The organism is Pseudomonas delhiensis, assembly GCF_900187975.1.
GTDB lineage: Bacteria > Pseudomonadota > Gammaproteobacteria > Pseudomonadales > Pseudomonadaceae > Pseudomonas > Pseudomonas delhiensis.
Genome location: NZ_FZPC01000007.1, coordinates 133323 through 151200 on the forward strand (window position 1 = coordinate 133323; position 17878 = coordinate 151200).

At 68.9% G+C, this 17878-nt stretch carries 16 protein-coding genes; 4 read left to right on the forward strand and 12 right to left on the reverse strand.

All coding sequences use genetic code 11. From position 1 onward, the window contains the following. Positions 1-437 precede the first annotated feature (437 nt). Positions 438-2648, reverse strand: a complete 2211-nt coding sequence (ppk1, locus tag CHC02_RS08420) for a polyphosphate kinase 1 (RefSeq protein ID WP_089391032.1) — start codon at positions 2646-2648, stop codon at positions 438-440. A gap of 22 nt (positions 2649-2670) precedes the next feature. Beyond that, the gene (hemB, locus tag CHC02_RS08425; RefSeq protein ID WP_089391033.1) at positions 2671-3684 is read right to left on the reverse strand and encodes a porphobilinogen synthase; all 1014 of its coding nucleotides are present in this window, start codon (positions 3682-3684) and stop codon (positions 2671-2673) included. Positions 3685-3928: 244 nt separating this feature from the next. Here hemB and CHC02_RS08430 point away from each other — a divergent pair, with 244 nt between their 5' ends. Beyond that, positions 3929-4492, forward strand: coding sequence for a DedA family protein (locus CHC02_RS08430; protein ID WP_089391034.1), 564 nt, complete (start codon positions 3929-3931; stop codon positions 4490-4492). On the opposite strand, the gene CHC02_RS08435 is transcribed toward CHC02_RS08430, so the two are convergent. Next, complete coding sequence (locus CHC02_RS08435) at positions 4493-5731, reverse strand: sterol desaturase family protein (protein WP_089391035.1); 1239 nt, start codon at positions 5729-5731, stop codon at positions 4493-4495. Between the two features lie 140 nt (positions 5732-5871). Between CHC02_RS08435 and elbB the strand changes: the two genes are divergently transcribed. Next, complete coding sequence (elbB, locus tag CHC02_RS08440; RefSeq protein ID WP_089391036.1) at positions 5872-6525, forward strand: isoprenoid biosynthesis glyoxalase ElbB; 654 nt, start codon at positions 5872-5874, stop codon at positions 6523-6525. 91 nt (positions 6526-6616) lie between these two features. On the opposite strand, the gene CHC02_RS08445 is transcribed toward elbB, so the two are convergent. The 6 genes from CHC02_RS08445 to CHC02_RS08470 form a co-directional block, all read right to left on the reverse strand. After that, positions 6617-7069: a YaiI/YqxD family protein gene (locus CHC02_RS08445; protein ID WP_089391037.1), complete on the reverse strand. Its 453-nt coding sequence runs from the start codon at positions 7067-7069 to the stop codon at positions 6617-6619. A gap of 68 nt (positions 7070-7137) precedes the next feature. Further along, positions 7138-9033: a cytochrome c/FTR1 family iron permease gene (locus tag CHC02_RS08450; protein WP_089391038.1), complete on the reverse strand. Its 1896-nt coding sequence runs from the start codon at positions 9031-9033 to the stop codon at positions 7138-7140. A 77-nt stretch (positions 9034-9110) separates the two neighbouring features. Then, complete coding sequence (locus CHC02_RS08455; protein ID WP_089391039.1) at positions 9111-9740, reverse strand: LysE family transporter; 630 nt, start codon at positions 9738-9740, stop codon at positions 9111-9113. A 297-nt stretch (positions 9741-10037) separates the two neighbouring features. Beyond that, positions 10038-10796 carry a TerC family protein gene (locus CHC02_RS08460; protein WP_089391040.1) on the reverse strand — a complete coding sequence of 253 codons (759 nt, stop codon included), beginning with the start codon at positions 10794-10796 and terminating at the stop codon, positions 10038-10040. A 32-nt stretch (positions 10797-10828) separates the two neighbouring features. Continuing rightward, positions 10829-11389: a mechanosensitive ion channel family protein gene (locus CHC02_RS08465; RefSeq protein ID WP_089391041.1), complete on the reverse strand. Its 561-nt coding sequence runs from the start codon at positions 11387-11389 to the stop codon at positions 10829-10831. Beyond that, positions 11389-13302, reverse strand: a complete 1914-nt coding sequence (locus CHC02_RS08470) for an ATP-binding cassette domain-containing protein (RefSeq protein ID WP_089391042.1) — start codon at positions 13300-13302, stop codon at positions 11389-11391. The genes CHC02_RS08465 and CHC02_RS08470 overlap by 1 nt, the downstream gene beginning before the upstream one ends. A gap of 47 nt (positions 13303-13349) precedes the next feature. Here CHC02_RS08470 and CHC02_RS08475 point away from each other — a divergent pair, with 47 nt between their 5' ends. Beyond that, entirely contained in the window at positions 13350-13823 is a 474-nt protein-coding gene (locus CHC02_RS08475; protein WP_089391043.1) for a TIGR02444 family protein, read from the forward strand. On the opposite strand, the gene CHC02_RS08480 is transcribed toward CHC02_RS08475, so the two are convergent. The 3 genes from CHC02_RS08480 to CHC02_RS08490 all read right to left on the reverse strand — a co-directional run bounded on the left by CHC02_RS08480 (position 13820) and on the right by CHC02_RS08490 (position 16635). Next, positions 13820-15115: an AlgP family protein gene (locus tag CHC02_RS08480; RefSeq protein WP_089391044.1), complete on the reverse strand. Its 1296-nt coding sequence runs from the start codon at positions 15113-15115 to the stop codon at positions 13820-13822. The two genes, CHC02_RS08475 and CHC02_RS08480, sit on opposite strands and share 4 nt — an antisense overlap. 323 nt (positions 15116-15438) lie before the next feature. Next, entirely contained in the window at positions 15439-15906 is a 468-nt protein-coding gene (gene rsd / locus CHC02_RS08485; protein WP_089391045.1) for a sigma D regulator, read from the reverse strand. 246 nt (positions 15907-16152) lie between these two features. Then, positions 16153-16635: a disulfide bond formation protein B gene (locus tag CHC02_RS08490; RefSeq protein WP_089391046.1), complete on the reverse strand. Its 483-nt coding sequence runs from the start codon at positions 16633-16635 to the stop codon at positions 16153-16155. Positions 16636-16749: 114 nt separating this feature from the next. Here CHC02_RS08490 and CHC02_RS08495 point away from each other — a divergent pair, with 114 nt between their 5' ends. After that, positions 16750-17838, forward strand: a complete 1089-nt coding sequence (locus CHC02_RS08495) for a PQQ-dependent sugar dehydrogenase (protein ID WP_089391047.1) — start codon at positions 16750-16752, stop codon at positions 17836-17838. Positions 17839-17878 lie beyond the last annotated feature (40 nt).

Here is a 17878-nt window from a genome sequence, read left to right on the forward strand (position 1 = left end):
TCCGCGATAGCCGCCCCCGGCGCGATTCGCGGATGAGATCCGCTCCTACGCCGCCCCACCGCACCATTCCCCTGTAGGAGCGCGCCCTGCGCGCGATTCGCGGGCAGGGCCCGCTCCTACAAGAAGCCATACCAGCCTGGACCGTAGGAGCGGAGCTTCTCCGCGATAGCCGCCCCCCGGCGCGATTCGCGGATGAGATCCGCTCCTACGCTGCCCCATCCACGCCATTCCCCTGTAGGAGCGCGCCCTGCGCGCGAATCGCGGGCAGGGCCCGCTCCCAGGAAGCCATACCAGCCTGGACCGTAGGAGCGGAGCTTCTCCGCGATAGCCGCCCCCCCCGGCGCGATTCGCGGATGAGATCCGCTCCTACGAGAAACATGCCCGCAGCAAAAAGCCCCGGCGCTTACGCGACGGGGCTTTCGTCTTTCGGCAACCGCTCAGCGTCCGTTGATCACCGGCGTGCACAGCCGCTCCAGCAGCATGGCCTGGGCATTGCGCGGGTTCTGGTTGCCGGTGGGGCTCAGGCGCTGGTAGCTGCCGTCGGGCTGCAGCACCCAGGCCTGGGTGTTGTCGGCCAGGTACAGCTCCAGCTCCTTCTTCACCCGCTGCACCAGCTTCTTGCCTTCCACCGGGAAGCAGGTCTCCACGCGCATGTCGAGGTTGCGCTCCATCCAGTCGGCGCTGGAGAGGTACAGCTTCTCGTCGCCGCCGTTGAGGAAGTAGTAGATGCGGCTGTGCTCGAGGAAGCGGCCGATGATGGAGCGCACGTGGATATTGTGCGAGACCCCCGGCACGCCCGGGCGCAGGCAGCACATGCCGCGCACCACCAGGTCGATCTTCACCCCCGCCTGGCTGGCCTTGTACAGCGCGCGGATGACCTTCGGGTCGGTCAGCGAGTTGACCTTGGCCATGATGTGCGCCGGCTTGCCCTCGGCGGCCTGGGCCGCCTCGCGGTTGATCATCTCCAGCAGGTTCTTCTTCAGCGTGAAGGGCGCGTGCAGCAGCTTCTTCATGCGCAGCGTCTTGCCCATGCCGATCAACTGGTTGAACAGCTTGTGCAGGTCCTCGCACAGCGCCACGTCGGCGGTGAGCAGGCTGTAGTCGGTGTACAGGCGGGCGTTGCCGGCGTGGTAGTTGCCGGTGCCCAGGTGCGCATAGCGGCGCAGCTCGCCGTCCTCGCGGCGGAGGATGAGCATCATCTTGGCGTGGGTCTTGAAGCCGACCACGCCGTAGATCACCACCGCGCCGGCCTGCTGCAGGCGACTGGCCAACTGCAGGTTGGACTCCTCGTCGAAGCGCGCGCGCAGCTCGATCACCGCGGTGACCTCCTTGCCGTTGCGCGCCGCTTCCACCAGGGCGTCGACGATCTCCGAGTTGGCCCCGGAGCGGTACAGGGTCTGCTTGATGGCCAGCACGTTCGGGTCCTTGGCGGCCTGGCGCAGCAGGTCGACCACCGGGGTGAAGGACTCGAAGGGGTGCATCAGCAACACGTCCAGCTTGGCCAGCACGCCGAACATGTTCTCCTTCTTCTGCAGCAGCTTCGGGATGGTCGGGGTGAACGGCGGGTACTGCAGCTCCGGGTGGCTGGCAAGGCCGGTGACGCTGAACAGGCGGGTCAGGTTGACCGGGCCGCTGACCTTGTACAGCTCGCTCTCGGCCAGGCCGAACTGCTTGAGCAGGTAGTTGGACAGGTTCGCCGGGCAGGTGTCCACCACTTCCAGGCGCACGGCGTCGCCGTAGCGCCGCGAGAACAGCTCGCCGCGCAGCGCGCGGGCCAGGTCCTCGACGTCCTCGGCGTCCACCGAGAGGTCGGCGTTGCGCGTCAGGCGGAACTGGTAGCAGCCCTTGACCTTCATGCCGGAGAACAGGTCGTCGGCGTGGGCATGGATCATCGAGGAGAGGAACACGTAGTTGTCGCCCTCCCCGGCCACGTCCTCGGGCAGGCGGATGATCCGCGGCAGCGAGCGCGGCGCCGGGATGATCGCAAGGCCGGAGTCGCGGCCGAAGGCGTCCATCCCCTCGAGCTCCACCACGAAGTTCAGGCTCTTGTTCACCAGCAGCGGGAACGGGTGGGTCGGGTCGAGGCCGATGGGGGTGATGATCGGGGCGATCTCGTCGCGGAAGAAGCGTCGCACCCAGGCCTTGATCTTCGGCGTCCAGTAGCGCCGGCGGATGAAGCGCACGCCGTGCTTGGCCAGCTCCGGCAGCAGGATGTCGTTGAGGATGGCGTACTGCCGGCCGACCTGCTCGTGCACCTGCTCGCTGATCCGCGCCAGGGCCTGGTGCGGCAGCAGGCCGTCGGCGCCGGCCTGCTCGCGGGCGAAGGTGATCTGCTTCTTCAGCCCGGCGACGCGGATCTCGAAGAACTCGTCGAGGTTGCTGGAGAAGATCAGCAGGAACTTCAGGCGCTCGAGCAGCGGGTAGGACTCGTCCAGCGCCTGCTCCAGCACGCGGATGTTGAACTGCAGCTGCGACAGCTCGCGATGAATGTAGAGGGCGCTGTCGTCGACGTTCACCGCCACCGCCGGGGCGGCGGGCGCCTCCACGGGGGGTTCGGCGACCACGGGGACCTCGACGGTCTCCAGGGTCTCGCTGACAGTCACTTCGGTTTCGATCAGGTCGGTAGCGTTCTGGCCTTCGGTATTCATCGCAAGTCTCGTCGCGGGGGCGTCAGCGCCCCCTTTTCAGTTGTTCTGCCGCACGTTTGGCGAAGTAGGTCAGGATGCCATCAGCGCCGGCGCGCTTGAAGGCCAGCAGCGATTCGAGAATCACCGCCTCGCTGAGCCAGCCATTCTCGATGGCCGCCATGTGCATCGCGTATTCGCCGCTGACCTGGTAGACGAAGGTCGGCGCGCGGAATTCGTCCTTGGCCCGGCGGACGATGTCCAGGTAGGGCATGCCCGGCTTGACCATGATCATGTCGGCGCCTTCGGCGAGGTCGGCGGCGATCTCGTGCAGCGCCTCGTCGCTGTTGCCCGGGTCCATCTGGTAGGTGGCCTTGCTGCCCTTGCCGAGGTTGGCGGCGGAGCCGACCGCGTCGCGGAACGGGCCGTAGTAGGCGCTGGCGTACTTGGCCGAGTAGGCCATGATGCGCACGTTGCTGTGCCCGGTGGATTCCAGCGCCTCGCGGATGGCGCCGACGCGGCCGTCCATCATGTCCGAGGGGGCCACCACCTGGGCGCCGGCCTCGGCGTGGGACAGCGCCTGCCTGACCAGCACGTCCACCGACTCGTCGTTCATCACGTAGCCGTTCTCGTCGAGGATGCCGTCCTGGCCATGGCTGGTGAACGGGTCCAGGGCCACGTCGGTGATGATGCCCAGTTCCGGGAAGCGCTCGCGCAGGGCGCGGGTGGCGCGCTGGGCGATGCCCTCGGGGTTGTAGGCCTCGGCGCCGTCGAGGGACTTCTTCTCCAGCGGGGTGACCGGGAACAGCGCCAGCGCCGGGATGCCCAGCTCCACCAGTTGCTCGGCTTCCTGCAGCAGCAGGTCGATGGACAGGCGCTCGACGCCCGGCATCGAGGCGATGGCCTCGCGCTGGTTCTTGCCGTCGAGGACGAACACCGGAAGGATGAGGTCGTCGACGCTCAGCACGTTCTCGCGCACCAGGCGACGGGAAAACTCGTCGCGGCGGTTACGGCGCAGGCGGGTGAAGGGGAAGGCGCGTTCGGCGGAAATGAAGCTCACGGCGTACTCCAGGGCCCGGGCAGCAGGCACAGTGTGACAGTTATAGTCCGTGATTATGACCGATTGGTAACAAGGGGTAACAGTGACCCGGGGTCGCGGCAACCGGTCGCAGGGGCCCGAAGCCGCAGCATACGACCAAAGTAGGCGGCCTGGGCCATGCAAAGGCCAGCAAGCCGCCAGCAGGTGCCTTCCCCCCGGACGACAACCGCGTTAGGCTGCGCGTTCATTTCGCTGCGTTGCCTCGATAATGCTCCAACAATTCCTGCAGGATTTCGGCTATGTGGCCCTGTTCCTCGGCACCTTCTTCGAGGGCGAGACGATTCTGGTGCTGGCCGGCTTCCTTGCCTTCCGTGGCTACATGCAGCTCGAATACGTGATCGCCGTGGCCTTCCTCGGCAGCTACGCGGGCGACCAGCTCTGGTACTTCCTCGGTCGCCGCCACGGGCGCAAGCTGCTGGCGCGCAAGCCACGCTGGCAGAAGCTCGGCGACCGCGCCCTGGAGCACGTGCGGCGGCGCCCGGACCTGTGGGTGCTGAGCTTCCGCTTCGTCTACGGCCTGCGCACGGTGATGCCGGTGGCCATCGGCCTGTCCGGCTATCCGCCGGGCCGCTACCTGCTGCTCAACGGCCTAGGCGCCATCGTCTGGGCCAGCGTGCTCGGCTCGGCGGCGTACTACTTCGGCAGCGTGCTCGAAGGCGTGCTGGGCAACATCAAGAAGTACGAACTCATGGTCCTCGGCGGCCTGCTCGCCGTGGGCCTGCTGCTGTGGCTGCACCGGCGCATCAGGAACAGCCGCAACGGCGGCTGATCAGGCCGGCTGCGCCTGCCGCCCCTCGTGGCGCAGGCCCCACAGCGCCAGAAGGCTAAGGCCGGCATGGGCGCCCAGCAACGCCAACGCCCACCCCGGCAGCGCCAGGCCGGCCGCTGCGGCGGTAACCGCCACCCAGGGCGGGTTCAACAGCAGGCGCAGCACTTCCAGCCTCGGCGCCCAGGCGCGGCTCTCCAGCCAGGCGCCGATGGCGAACAGGCCGCAGGCCATCCACGCCCACCCCAGCAGTAGCGCCGGCAGCGGCCAGCCCTCCCCCAATCCCAGCAACAAGGTGCCGCCGACCACGTAGCCGGCGAACTGCAGCGCCGCGTACCACTGGCGGCCGCGGGAGAGCGGCACCTCGAACTTGCGGAAGGTGGCCAGGTCGGGCTTCTGCAGCGGGTAGCGCGCCGCCACGTCGGCCGGGCGCCAGCCGGTGCGCATGAACCAGATGCGCAGCTTGTCCCACCAGCTGCCCGCCCGCCGCGCATCGTTCCACAGCGCGGCATACACCTGCAGGTTGGCCCACAGCGGGTTCCAGCTGGCCAGCGGCACGGTCACGCCGAACACCACCGGCTCCTCGTCCAGCTCTTCCTGGAAGGTGCCGAACAGGCGGTCCCAGAGGATGAACACGCCACCGTAGTTGCGGTCCATGTAGACAGGGTTCTGCGCATGGTGCACCCGGTGGTTCGAAGGGCTGATGAAGACCCATTCGAACCAGCCCAGCTTGGGAATGTGCCGGGTGTGCACCCAGAACTGGTAGAGCAGGTTCAGCGCCGCCACCGTGAGGAACACCAGCGGCGGCACCCCGGCCACCGCCATCGGCAGATAGAAGATCCAGCCGAACAGGAAGCCCGTGCTGGTCTGCCGCAGCGCCGTGCTGAGGTTGTACTCCTCGCTCTGGTGGTGCACCGCGTGGGCCGCCCAGAGGATGCTGCGCTCGTGGCCCAGGCGGTGGTTCCAGTAGTAGCAGAAGTCGTAGAAGACGAAGGCGAACACCCAGACCCAGGCGCTGTGCGCCGGCAGTTCGAAGAGCGCCAGGTGCTGCCAGGCGAACACGTAGGTGACCAGGCCGATGCCCTTGGTCAGCAGGCCGCTGGTGGTGGACAGCACCCCGGCGCTGAGGCTGTTCAGGGCGTCGCCCAGGCGGTAGGTGGAGGTGCCGCGCCAGCGGTCGGCGAGCAGTTCCAGCGCGATCAGCAGAAAGAAGAACGGCACCGCGAAGAGGATGTAGTTCATGGCGCGACCGAATCGTTATGCTTATGGATACCGATCCTAGTCCTCTGGCGCCCGGGTACAACGGCCGCCGGTGACAACCCGGCCGGCATATGGCGACAGGCACGTCGCCACGCCGGCCACCCCGAACCAGGAGTACCTGCATGCACAAGAAAGTTGCCGTCATCCTCTCCGGCTGCGGCGTCTACGACGGCGCCGAGATCCACGAAAGCGTGATCACCCTGCTGCGCCTGGCCCAGCGCGGCGCGCAGGTGCAGTGCTTCGCCCCGGACATCGCCCAGCACCACGTGGTCAACCACCTGACCGGCGAGGAAATGCCCGAGAGCCGCAACGTGCTGGTGGAGTCCGCGCGCATCGCCCGTGGCGCCATCAGGGACGTGCGCGAGGCGAAGGCCGAGGACTTCGACGCACTCATCGTTCCCGGCGGCTTCGGCGCGGCGAAGAACCTCAGCAACTTCGCCTTCGAGGGCGACCGGTGCGAGGTCGAGTCGGACGTGCTGGCCCTGGCCAAGGCCTTCGCCGCCGCGCACAAGCCGGTGGGCCTGATCTGCATCGCCCCGGCCATGGCCGAGCGCATCTACGGCCCGGGCATCGAGTGCACCATCGGCTGCGACGCCGACACCGCCGCCGCGCTGACCCGCATGGGCGCCAGGCACGTCGAATGCCCGGTGGACGAGATAGTCGAGGACAGCCGCCACAAGCTGGTGACCACCCCGGCCTACATGCTGGCGCAGAACATCGCCGAGGCGGCCAGCGGGATCAACAAGCTGGTCGATCGGGTGCTTGAACTGGCCTGAGGCGGCTGCAGGCGGCAGGCTACAGGCAAGAGCGAAGGGCCGAGCGCTCCGTGCTTTTCGCCTGCAGCCTACAGCCTGTAGCCTGCCGCCCCTATCCCTTGTTCAGCTTCGTCAGCAACCGATCCAGCGCATTGGCGAAAGCCTGGCGGTCCTTGTCGCCATAGGGCGCCTGGCCGCCGCCCATCTGGCCCTGGTCGCGCAGGTCGGTGAGCAGGTTGCGCATGGCCAGGCGCTCGCCCATGTTCTTCGCATCGAACTCGCGCCCGCGCGGGTCCAGGGCGTCCACGCCCTTCTTCACCAGGCGGTCGGCCAGCGGCACGTCGCTGCAGATCACCAGGTCGCCCGGCTCGGCCTGCTCCACCAGGTAGTCGTCGGCGGCATCCATGCCGCTGGGCACCACCACCAGGCTGACGCAGGCGAACGGCGGCTTGGCCACCGGCTGGCCGGCGACCATCACCACTTCCAGCTTGCGCTTCAAGGCGAACTTCGCCACCAGTTCCTTCGCCGCGCGGGGGCAGGCGTCGGCATCGATCCAGATACGCATCGGACTCGTTTCCCGAACATGACGACGGCCAGTATCGCACTGGCCGTCGGGGTTTGCCGCGCGCCGCCTCAGGGCAGCGTGGCGGCCTTGCGTCTCTCCGCCAGCAGGCTGCGCCCGTAGAGCACGGCCACCGCCAGCAGCGCCAGGGCCTGGGCCGACAGCGAATAGGCGTCGGCCTTGATGCCCAGCCAGTCGAAGTCGAAGAAGGGCACCGGGCGGGTGCCGATCACCCCGGCTTCCTGCAGGGCCACCACGCCATGCCCGGCGAACACCACCGAGAGCGCGCAGAGCAGCGCGGCGTTGACGGTGAAGAACAGCTTCAGCGGCAGTTTCGCCGAGCCGCGCAGGATCACCCAGGCCAGGCCGATCAGCAGCACCACCGCGCACCCGGCGCCGGCGATCACCGCGCTGTGCCCGGCCGGGCCGGCCTGCAGCCAGAGGGTTTCGTAGAACAGGATGACCTCGAACAGTTCGCGGTACACCGAGAAGAACGCCAGCACGGCGAAGCCGAAGCGCCCGCCGCCGCCCACCAGGCTGCTGCGGATGTAGTCCTGCCAGGCCGCGGCGTGGCGGCGGTCGTGCATCCACACGCCGAGCCAGAGCACCATCACGCAGGCGAACAGCGAGGTGAAGCCCTCCATCAGCTCGCGCTGGGCGCCGCCGATGTCGATCACGTAGGCCGCCAGCGCCCAGGTGGCGAAGCCGGCGACGAAGGCCAGGCCCCAGCCGACGTGCACGCCGCGGGTGGCGGCTTCCTGGCCGGTGTTGCGCAGGAAGGCGAGGATGGCGGCGAGCACCAGGATCGCCTCCACGCCCTCGCGCAGCAGGATCAGCAGGGCCGAGACGAAGCTGATGGTGCTGCTCAGGGAGTCGCCGCTCAGCGCCTTGGCGGCTTCGCCCAGCTTGCCCTTGGCGCGCTCCAGCTGCTGCGCCACCTGGGCTTCCGGCAGGCCGTCGCGGAGCGTCTGGCGGTAGGCCATGAGCTCTTTCTCGGTGGCCTTGCGCAGGGTGGCGTCGACGTTGTCCAACGAGCTTTCCACCAGCTCGAAGCCTTCCAGGTAGGCCGCCACGGACAGGTCGTAGGCCTGGTCGTGGTCGCCCTGGCGGTAGATGGCGAAGCTCTTGTCCAGGGTGGCGGCGGTGTAGTCGATCAGTTGCGCAGGGCCGCGGTGCTCCAGCGGCGGGTGCGCACGCAGGGCCCGGAAGCTCTGCGCGGCGGCGTCGCCATCGCGGGCGGCCACTTCTGCCGGGGTCTGGGTGGCCAGGCTGGCCAGCGGGTAGGCGTGGGCGCCGTCGGGCTGGGCGGCGGTGGCGCTCAGGCCGGCGACGTAGGCCGCCAGGTCCCAGCGCTGGCGCTCGTCCAACTGGTCGGCGAAGGCCGGCATGTCGGTGCCGGCGACGCCCAGGCCGATGACCGTGCGCAGGTCGTAGAGGCTCAGCTGGTCCAGGCGCGCGCGGGCGGTGAGGTCGGCCGGCGGCGGCTGCAGGCCGATGCCCGCCGGGCCGTCGCCCTTGCCGGCGTCGCCATGGCAGATCGAGCACTGCTGGGCGAAGAGGGGCGCGCCGCGGGCCGGATCGGGGGTGATGGCCGGGGTCTGCACCACCTGGTAGACGTCCGCCAGGCGCGCTTCCAGGTGCCGCGCCTGCTGCGCCACCAGGGCGCCGGGCTGGCGCTGCTCGATGGCGCGGCGCAGGCCGGCCACCTCGCGCTCAAGGTCGGCCCGCTCGGGGCGCGCCGGCAGGGCCAGCAGCAGCGCCTGCAACTGGCCGGCGAACTCCAGCTGTTCCTGGTATTCGGTGGCGTCGACCACCTGCCCGGCGTTCACCGTCGGCGGGTAGTCGGCAGCCAGGTAGCTCAGCAGGTGCAGGGCCTGGGAAGGGTCGACCGGGGCGTCGGCCAGAGCCGTGAGGCTGGCGCCGCAAAGCAGCGGCAGCAGCCAAATGAGAAGCGTTGGAAGGCGCATGGCGAAAGGCGAATGAGAATGGAGGGCGCCAATACTACTCCGCCACCATGGCCCCGCCTAGGCGGCGCCCGTCGGCATCAGACCGGGGCGCGGCGGACGGTGGCCAGCAGCGCGGCGGCGCCGAGGAACAGGCTGGCGAAGGTGCGGTTCATCAGCCGCTGCTGGCGCGGCGAGCGCAGCGCGCGCAGGACCCGCGCGGCCAGCCCGGTGTAGCCGGCCATGACGATCAGGTCGACGCAGATCATGGTGGCGCCCATGATCACGTACTGGATGGCCATCGGCCGGTGCAGGTCGACGAACTGCGGCAGCACGGCGAGCATGAAGATCACCGCCTTGGGGTTGCTGGCGTTGACCAGAAAGCCGCGCAGCACCAGGCTCAGCGGGCGGCCGATGGGGCGCTCGGCGTCGGCCTGCATCACCTGCGGCGCGGCGCTCCACTGGCGCCAGGCGAGGTAGGCCAGGTAGACCACGCCGAACCACTTGATGACGCTGAAGGCCAGCGCCGAGGTGGCCAGCAGCGCGCCGACGCCGGCGGCGACCACGGCGATCTGCAGGGCCAGGCCGATCTGCAGGCCCAGGGCGTTCCAGTAGCCGCGCCAGAAGCCGTACTGCAGGCCGCAGGACATCGAGGCGATGGCCCCGGCGCCGGGCGACAGGCTGATCACCCAGCAGGCGATGAAGAAGGCGAACCAGGTACTGGCGAGCATGGTGGACCTCGTGGCGAAAGATCTTGTTACGGATGGCCAGTGTGCCCTAGTCGCGCGTTGCCGTGTAGGGCGGAAACCGTTCGCGGTTATCCGCCGTTTGACCTTGATCCCAGGCGCGCTTCGGGCCTGGTCACAGAGAACCTCTTTCCGGGTACTCCGCGCCCGTAGGATGGGTTGAGCGAAGCGATACCCATCGACGTGACTCCGGCGTTCCCCTGTAGGAGCGCGCCCTGCGCGCGAATCGCGGGCAGGGCCCGCTCCTACAGGTGCGGAGGAAGCCCGGCGCGGGCCGGCCAATCAGCTCGGCAGGTCCTTGCGCAGCTTCACCGGCTCTTCGCCGCGCTTGCGCGCCAGGGCGCCGCGCAGGCGGATGTTGAGCGCTTCCACCGCCAGCGAGAAGGCCATGGCGAAGTAGACGTAGCCCTTGGGCACGTGGACCTCGAAGGCCTCGGCCACCAGCACGGTGCCGACCACGATGAGGAAGGACAGCGCCAGCATCTTCAGCGACGGGTGCTGGTCGATGAAGGCGCTGATGGTGCCGGCGGCGAGCATCATCACGCCGACCGAGATGACGATCGCGGCGATCATCACCGGCACGTTCTGCACCAGGCCCACGGCGGTGATCACCGAGTCCAGGGAGAAGATGATGTCGATGATCGCGATCTGGATGATCACTGCCATGAAGCCGCGGCTCTTGGCGCTGCCCTGCCCGCCTTCCTCGGCGCCTTCCAGGCTGTGGTAGATCTCCATGGTGCTCTTGAACAGCAGGAACAGGCCGCCGAAGAACAGGATCAGGTCGCGCCCGGATACGCCCTGGCCGAACACCTCGAAGAGGTCGGCGGTCAGGCGCATCACCCAGGTGATCGACAGCAGCAGGAGGATCCGCGTGCCCATCGCCAGGGCCAGGCCGAAGAACCTTGCCTTGGGCTGCTGCGCCGCCGGCAGGCGGCTGACCAGGATGGAGATGAAGATGATGTTGTCGATGCCCAGGACGATCTCCAGGGCGGTCAGGGTCAGAAAGGCAACCCAGATTTCGGGGCTAGCGAGCCATTCCATAGTGCGTGGGTATCCGTGTGGAGGGGTTGTGGTTATCTTCCGTTGCTCAGCCCGGGCCCCCGCCAGCGGCGGATGGCCTTCTGGAAGAACAGGCTGTTGGGCACCTGCAGCAGGGCGCTGGTGCCGTCCTCGAAGGTTTCCTCGAGGGTGGTGTAGAGCAGGTTGATGGCGATGACGCGGCCCTTCACGCCGACCTTGTCGGCCGACTCGATGACCTCCACCAGGTCGCCCAGGCGGAACGGGCCGACGGTGAAGATCAGCACCGCGCAGAACAGGTTGGAGAGCACGCTCCAGATGGCGAAGAAGGCCACCGCGGCGACCGCGACGAAACCGGTCAGCGCGGTCCACAGCACCTGGGCGGACACCCCCAGGCGCTCCAGCACCATCATCAGCGCCGAGCCCATGATCAGCCAGCGCAGGCCGCCGCGCAGCGGCAGCAGCAGCTCGTGGGGCAGCGGGTAGCGCTGGGCCAGGCGGTTGAGGCCGCGCGCCACCAGGCGCTGCAGCACCCAGGCCAGGAGCAGGATGAGGATGATCTGCAGGCCGCGCAGCAACGGATCGCTCCAGGCGACGAGCAGCGGCAGGTCCTCCATCACTCGGCCCCTTCGAGCTGGGCCTGGAGGTTCTCCAGGGTTTCCAGGGCCACCAGCCAGGCTTCCTCGACCTCGGCCTCGCGCGTCTTCAGCGCCGCCTGCCGGGCCAGCAGGTCACGCAGCTCGTCCTTGCGCGCGGCTTCGTAGAGGGCGCTGTCGCCGAGCGTCTCCTCGAGCGCGGCGAGCTTCTCGTGCAGGCCGCCGAGCTCCTTCTCCAGCTTGTCCGCCTCGCGCTTGTGCGGCGCCAGCTGCTGGCGCAGCGCGGCGGCGGCCTGGCGCTGGGCGCGCCTGTCGGTCTTCTCGGCGGGCGCCGCGCCGGCGTTGACGGCCGGTGCCTGGCGCGCGCGGAAGTCCACCAGCCAGCGGGCGTAGTCGTCGAGGTCGCCGTCGAAGTCCTGCACGCGGCCGTCGGCCACCAGCAGGAACTGGTCGGTGGTGCTCTTGAGCAGGTGGCGATCGTGGGACACCACCACCACCGCCCCGGAGAACTCCTGCAGGGCCATGGTCAGGGCCAGGCGCATCTCCAGGTCGAGGTGGTTGGTCGGCTCGTCGAGCAGCAGCAGGTTGGGCTTCTGCCAGGCGATCAGGGCCAGCGCCAGGCGCGCCTTCTCGCCGCCGGAGAAGTTCAGCACCGGCTCGTCGCAGCGCGCGCCGCGGAAGTCGAAGCCGCCGAGGAAGTCGCGCAGGGTCTGCTCGCGCTCGCCGGGGGCGATGCGCTGCAGGTGCAGCAGCGGGCTGGCCTTGGCGTCCAGCGAGTCGAGCTGGTGCTGGGCGAAGTAGCCGATGGCGAGGTTCTCGCCGCGCGCCAGGTGCCCGGCCAGCAGCGGCAGGTCGCCGGAAAGGGTCTTGATCAGCGTCGACTTGCCGGCGCCGTTGGGACCCAGCAGGCCGATGCGCGCGCCGGGCACCAGTTGCAGCTTGACCTTCTCCAGCACCGTCTTGTCGCCATAGCCCAGGCGCGCCTCGGCGAGGTCGAGCAGGGGGCTGGAGATCCTGTCCGACTCGCGGAAGACGAAGTCGAAGGGCGAGTCGACGTGGGCCGGGGCCAGCTCCTCCAGGCGCTCCAGGGCCTTGATGCGGCTCTGCGCCTGGCGCGCCTTGGTGGCCTGGGCGCGGAAGCGGGCGATGTACTTTTCCATGTGGGCGCGTTGCGCCTGCTGCTTCTCGTAGGCCTGCTGCTGCTGCGCCAGGCGTTCGGCGCGGGTGCGCTCGAAGGCCGAGTAGCCGCCGCGGTAGAGGGTCAGCTTGCGCTGCTCCAGGTGCGCCACGTGGTCGACCACGGCGTCGAGGAAGTCGCGGTCGTGGGAGATGAGGACGAGCGTGCCCGGGTAGCCCTTGAGCCACTCCTCGAGCCAGAGGATGGCGTCGAGGTCGAGGTGGTTGGTGGGTTCGTCGAGCAGCAGCAGCTCGGACGGGCACATCAGCGCCTGGGCCAGGTTCAGGCGCATCCGCCAGCCACCGGAGAAGTCGCCGACGCGGCGCTCCATCTGCTCGGCGGAGAAGCCCAGGCCGGCCAGCAGCTTGCGCGCCCGCGCGTCGGCGGTGTAGCCGTCGGCGTTGTCCAGCTCGGTGTGCAGGCGCGCCACGGCGGCGCCATCGTGGGCGTGCTCGGCGGTGGCCAGCTGCGCCTGGATCTCGCGCAGGCGCACGTCGCCGTCGAGGACGTAGTCCACGGCCTGGCGCTCGAGGTTGTCCACCTCCTGGCGCATGTGCGCGATGCGCCAGTCGGCGGGGATGCGGCAGTCGCCGGCGTCCTGGCCGAGCTGGCCGCGCAGCAGCGCGAACAGGCTCGACTTGCCGGCGCCGTTGGCGCCGATCAGGCCGACCTTCTGGCCGGCATGCAAGGTCAGTTCGGCACCTTCCAGCAAGCGCTGGGGGCCACGCTGTAGCGTAAGATTTTGTAGTCGAATCATGGCGGCGGAGTTTATCAGCTTCGCCGCGCAACCGCTGTGGGAGCCCTATGACAGAAGATATCTGGTCGTTCGCCCTGGACCTCTATGCGCAACCGGACTGCGAGGCGGCCTGCCTGGCATTGCAGGAGGCCGGCGCCGACGTCTGCCTGCTGCTGGCCGGGGCCTGGTTCGGCGCCCGTGGCGTGGCCTGCGGCGAACAACGCCTGGACGCCCTGGCGAAGGCCTCCGCCGGCTGGCAGAACGAGGTGGTCAGGCCCCTGCGTACCTTGCGCCAGCAATGGAAGGCCAGAGCGAGGAACGACGCCCATCTGGAAGAATTGCGGGAAACCCTGAAAACCCTGGAGCTGCGCGCCGAACGCCTGCAACTGGAGCGGTTGGCGGAAGCGGGACGGGACTGGGCCGAAGAAGACAGGGACGAACTGGACGCCTGGCTGCAGGGCTGCGCCGGCGAAGCGGGGAAGGCACGCCGCGGCGCGCTGCAACAGCTGCGCACCGCGGCGGCTTCGCGAGCGGCGCCTTAGGAAGCGCTGCTCGGCGTGGCGGCCGGAGCGCTCGGCGCTACCGGAGCCGGTGCTGCGCTGGCGACCGGAGCGGTCGACGCGGCCGGGGCTGCGGGAGCAGCAGCCGGGGCGGCAGCGGGCACTGCAGGCTTGGCTGCGGCGGGTTTCGCAGCGGCGGGCTTGGCGGCCGGTTTGGCAGCGGGCTTCGCAGCGGCGGGCTTGGCGGCCGGTTTCGCGGCAGGCTTCGCAGCGGCGGGCTTGGCGGCCGGTTTCGCGGCAGGCTTCGCAGCGGCGGGCTTGGCGGCCGGTTTGGCGGCGGGCTTCGCAGCAGCAGGCTTGGCAGCCGGTTTCGCGGCGGGCTTCGCAGCGGCGGGCTTGGCAGCCGGTTTGGCGGCAGGCTTGGCAGCGGCGGGCTTGGCGGCCGGTTTGGCGGCGGGCTTGGCAGCAGCTTTGGCAGCCGGCTTCGCGGCGGGCTTGGCGGCAGCAGTTTTGGCAGCCGGCTTGGCAGCGGCAGCCTTGGCAACCGGTTTAGCGGCAGGCTTGGCAGCAGCAGCCTTGGCAGCCGGTTTAGCGGCAGGCTTGGCAGCAGCAGCTTTGGCAGCCGGTTTGGCGGCGGGCTTGGCAGCAGCTTTGGCAGCCGGCTTGGCAGCGGCAGCCTTGGCAACCGGTTTAGCGGCAGGCTTGGCAGCAGCAGCCTTGGCGACCGGTTTAGCGGCGGGCTTGGCAGCGGCAGCTTTAGCAGCCGGCTTGGCGGCGGGCTTCGCAGCAGCAGCTTTGGCAGCCGGCTTGGCGGCGGGCTTCGCAGCAGCAGCTTTGGCAGCCGGCTTGGCGGCAACGGCCTTGGCAGCGGGCTTCGCAGCGGCAGCCTTGGCCACCGGCTTGGCGGCGACGGGCTTGGCGGCGGCAACCGGCTTGCGGGCGGCCAGGGACTTGCCGACCGCTTCCTTCACCTTGCTCACGCCCTGGGCCAGCTTCAGGCTTTCCTGGACGTCGCGCTTGAGGCTGGCGATGTAGGCACGGGTTTCCGCCTGGCGGCCCTTCAGGGTTTCCAGCACCTCTTCCAGCTCCGCGATACCGGCCTTGGCCTTGGCTTGTGCCTTGGCCTTCCCGGACTTGCCCGCTTCCTGCAGCTTGGTGCGTGCCTTGTGCAGTTTGTCCTGCGCCTTGGCGCGTTGTTTTTCCAGCTTGGCGTGCAGTTTCTCGGAGTCCACCAGGGCCTGCTTGCAGGCGGTCTCCAGATGCTCGATCAGACTGTGGGAAAGTTGCTGCAGCAGATGCAAGGGAGTAGTGACAGGTTTCTTGTTGGCCGACATGACGTGCCTCCTGGCGTACGTGGTTGCGCCCATACTAGACCCGCACAGCCCCTCTCGCCAACGCCCCCATAAAGCTGAAACCCGCGCCAGGCACAATCTGCAGCCGTTTTTCCACAGGCTGGGCAACCCGCCTCGGGCGCGCCTCCCCCATCGACACCCTCGTCAACGCCGCCGCATGCCGCCGCCGCGAAGCCCCCGGAGGCGAACTCCAGAAGAGCCGTAAGCCGCATGGCACGGGGCTTTCAGCCGCTCCAACGGTTTTTTCCAGGCATGAAAAAAGGGCGCGTCTGCAAGGACCGCGCCCCTTCGTTCGCCCGCGGGAATCAGGCGTTGACCGTGCGCTGCTCGTGGGCGTTGTGCAGCACCTCGATCAGGCAATCCTCAAGCTCGAAACGCTCGTGCAATTCCTGGCGCAGGGTCTTCAATGCGCTGGTCAGGCAAGTGCCTTCGCGGCAATCGCCGTTGTCGCAGCGGTCGTTGAAGTTCAGCGCGGCGGCGGTGATGGCTTCCAGGCGCGGGTAGATCTGCTTGGCCAGTTCCAGGCCGCGCGCATCGCCAAAGGCCTTGGCCTCGTCCATCAGCTGTTCGTAGACCTCGAAGTGGCCGGCGGAGACGTAGTCGACCAGGCGCTGGCAGAAGTTCTCCAGCCCCTCGCCATTGACCGCGGGCGCCTGGGTGCCGGATAGCGAATCGAAGGCCTGGATGAGTTCCTGGCGGTCACGCAACCAGCGGTCGATCAGCTGGTGGACGCCTCCCCAACGTTCCTGGGCATTGCGGCAGCTCTCGAGCATCTTGTCCTCGCTTCCCTCGGCCTGTCCCGGCGGGTTCCACCCCGGGACAATTCTCTGTCGAATGCATGCACTCGCCGGCCTTCTAGCGCTCTGATGGCGGGATTCCGGCGGTGCGGAAGACCAGAGTATGCCCGTGGGATGTCGGCTTCAAGACACCTTTCGCGGGAAAATTCATACGAGCGTTTAATCGGCAGGCCGCGGCGGCGCTGGCTTCGCGCCGCGGTGGGTCGTGGCGCCCCGCGGCAATCAGCCGCGACGCAGGAACTGGTAGACGGCGAACAGGGCGAAGCCGACGAAGGCCAGCAGGCTCCACTCCGGGATGCTCAGGCTCAGCAGCGTCCAGGTCACCTCGGCGCAGTCGGCCGAGCCGTGGAACATGGTCCAGAGGATGTCCGCGTAGGGCATGGTCTGCATCATGTAGTCCAGCGGCGGCAGGCACGACGGCAACTGGTCCGGCGGCAGGGTCTGCAGCCAGATCTGCCGGCCCGCGGTACCGGCGCCGGCCAGCGAGCAGAGCAGCACCAGCACCGCGTAGGTGCGCCGGCCGCGGCCGTGCAGGGCGGCGATCAGCGAGAACAGCCCGGCGCCGGCGAAGAAGATGCGCTGCACGATGCACAGCGGGCAGGGCTCCAGGCCGACCACGTACTGCAGGTAGAAGCCGGCGCCGAGCATGGCGGCGCAGGCGAGGAAGGCGAGGAAGAACAGGGAACGCGGGCTGGCCAGGTTCATGGCGGCTCCAGTGGCACGGCATTTTCGGAAAGGCCGCTACGGTAGAGGAAATTCCGCGGGGCTTTCAAGGCGGCGGGCTAGACTGGGCCGGACAGCCATCAGGGAATTCCTACCATGCGTCGACAGTTGATCCTACTCGCCGCGCTGTTGCTCGTCCCCCTCCCCGGCGCATTCGCCGCCTCGGTGGTGGAGCGACTCAAGGTACCCGAGGGGTTCCGCATCGAGGTGCTCAGCGACCAGGTCCCCAACGCCCGCGCCATGGCCCTGGGCGACGGGGGCACGCTCTTCATCGGCAGCCGCGAAGCCGGCAAGGTGTACGCCCTGCGCCCCGGCGAGCGGCGTCCGCAAGTGATCGCCAGCGGCCTGAAGATGCCCAGCGGCGTGGCCTTCCACCGGGGCGACCTGTACGTATCGGCCGTCAGCCGCCTCTACGTGCTGCGCGACATCGAGACGCACCTGGACGCGCCGCCGGCACCCGAGGCGCTGCCCCCCGAGTTCCCCACGGAAACCCACCACGGCTGGAAGTTCATCGCCTTCGGCCCCGACGGCAAGCTCTACGTGCCGGTGGGCGCGCCCTGCAACATCTGCCGTCCGGACCGCGAGCGCTACGCCAACCTGCAACGCATGGCGGTGGACGGCAGCCAGCGCGAGGTGGTGGCCTACGGCGTGCGCAATACCGTGGGCTTCGACTGGGATGCCCGGGGCCGGCTGTGGTTCACCGACAACGGCCGCGACCTGCTCGGCGACGACCAGCCCGACGACGAACTGAACCGCGTGACCAGGGCCGGCGACGACTTCGGCTACCCGGACTGCCATGCCGGGCGCATCGCCGACGCGGAATTCGCCCAGCGCCCCTGCTCGGCCTTCGTGGCGCCGGTGGCCGGCCTCGGCGCCCACGTGGCGGCCCTGGGCATGCGCTTCTACAGCGGCGGGCAGTTCCCCGCCGAGTACCGCGGCAACGTCTTCATCGCCGAGCACGGCTCGTGGAACCGCAGCCGCAAGGTCGGCTACCGGGTGGTGCGGGTGGAGCTGAACGCCGACGGCTCGCTCAAGCGCCAGAGCCTGTTCGCCGAGGGCTGGCTGCAGCCCGGCGAGGAAGTGCTCGGGCGGCCCGCCGACGTGCTGGTGGCCAGGGACGGTTCGCTGCTGGTGAGCGACGACATGGCCGGGGCGATCTACCGCATCCGCTACGTCGGCAAGTAGGCGGTCGCTGTCAGTTACAAACGAAAGCGGCGCCCCAGGG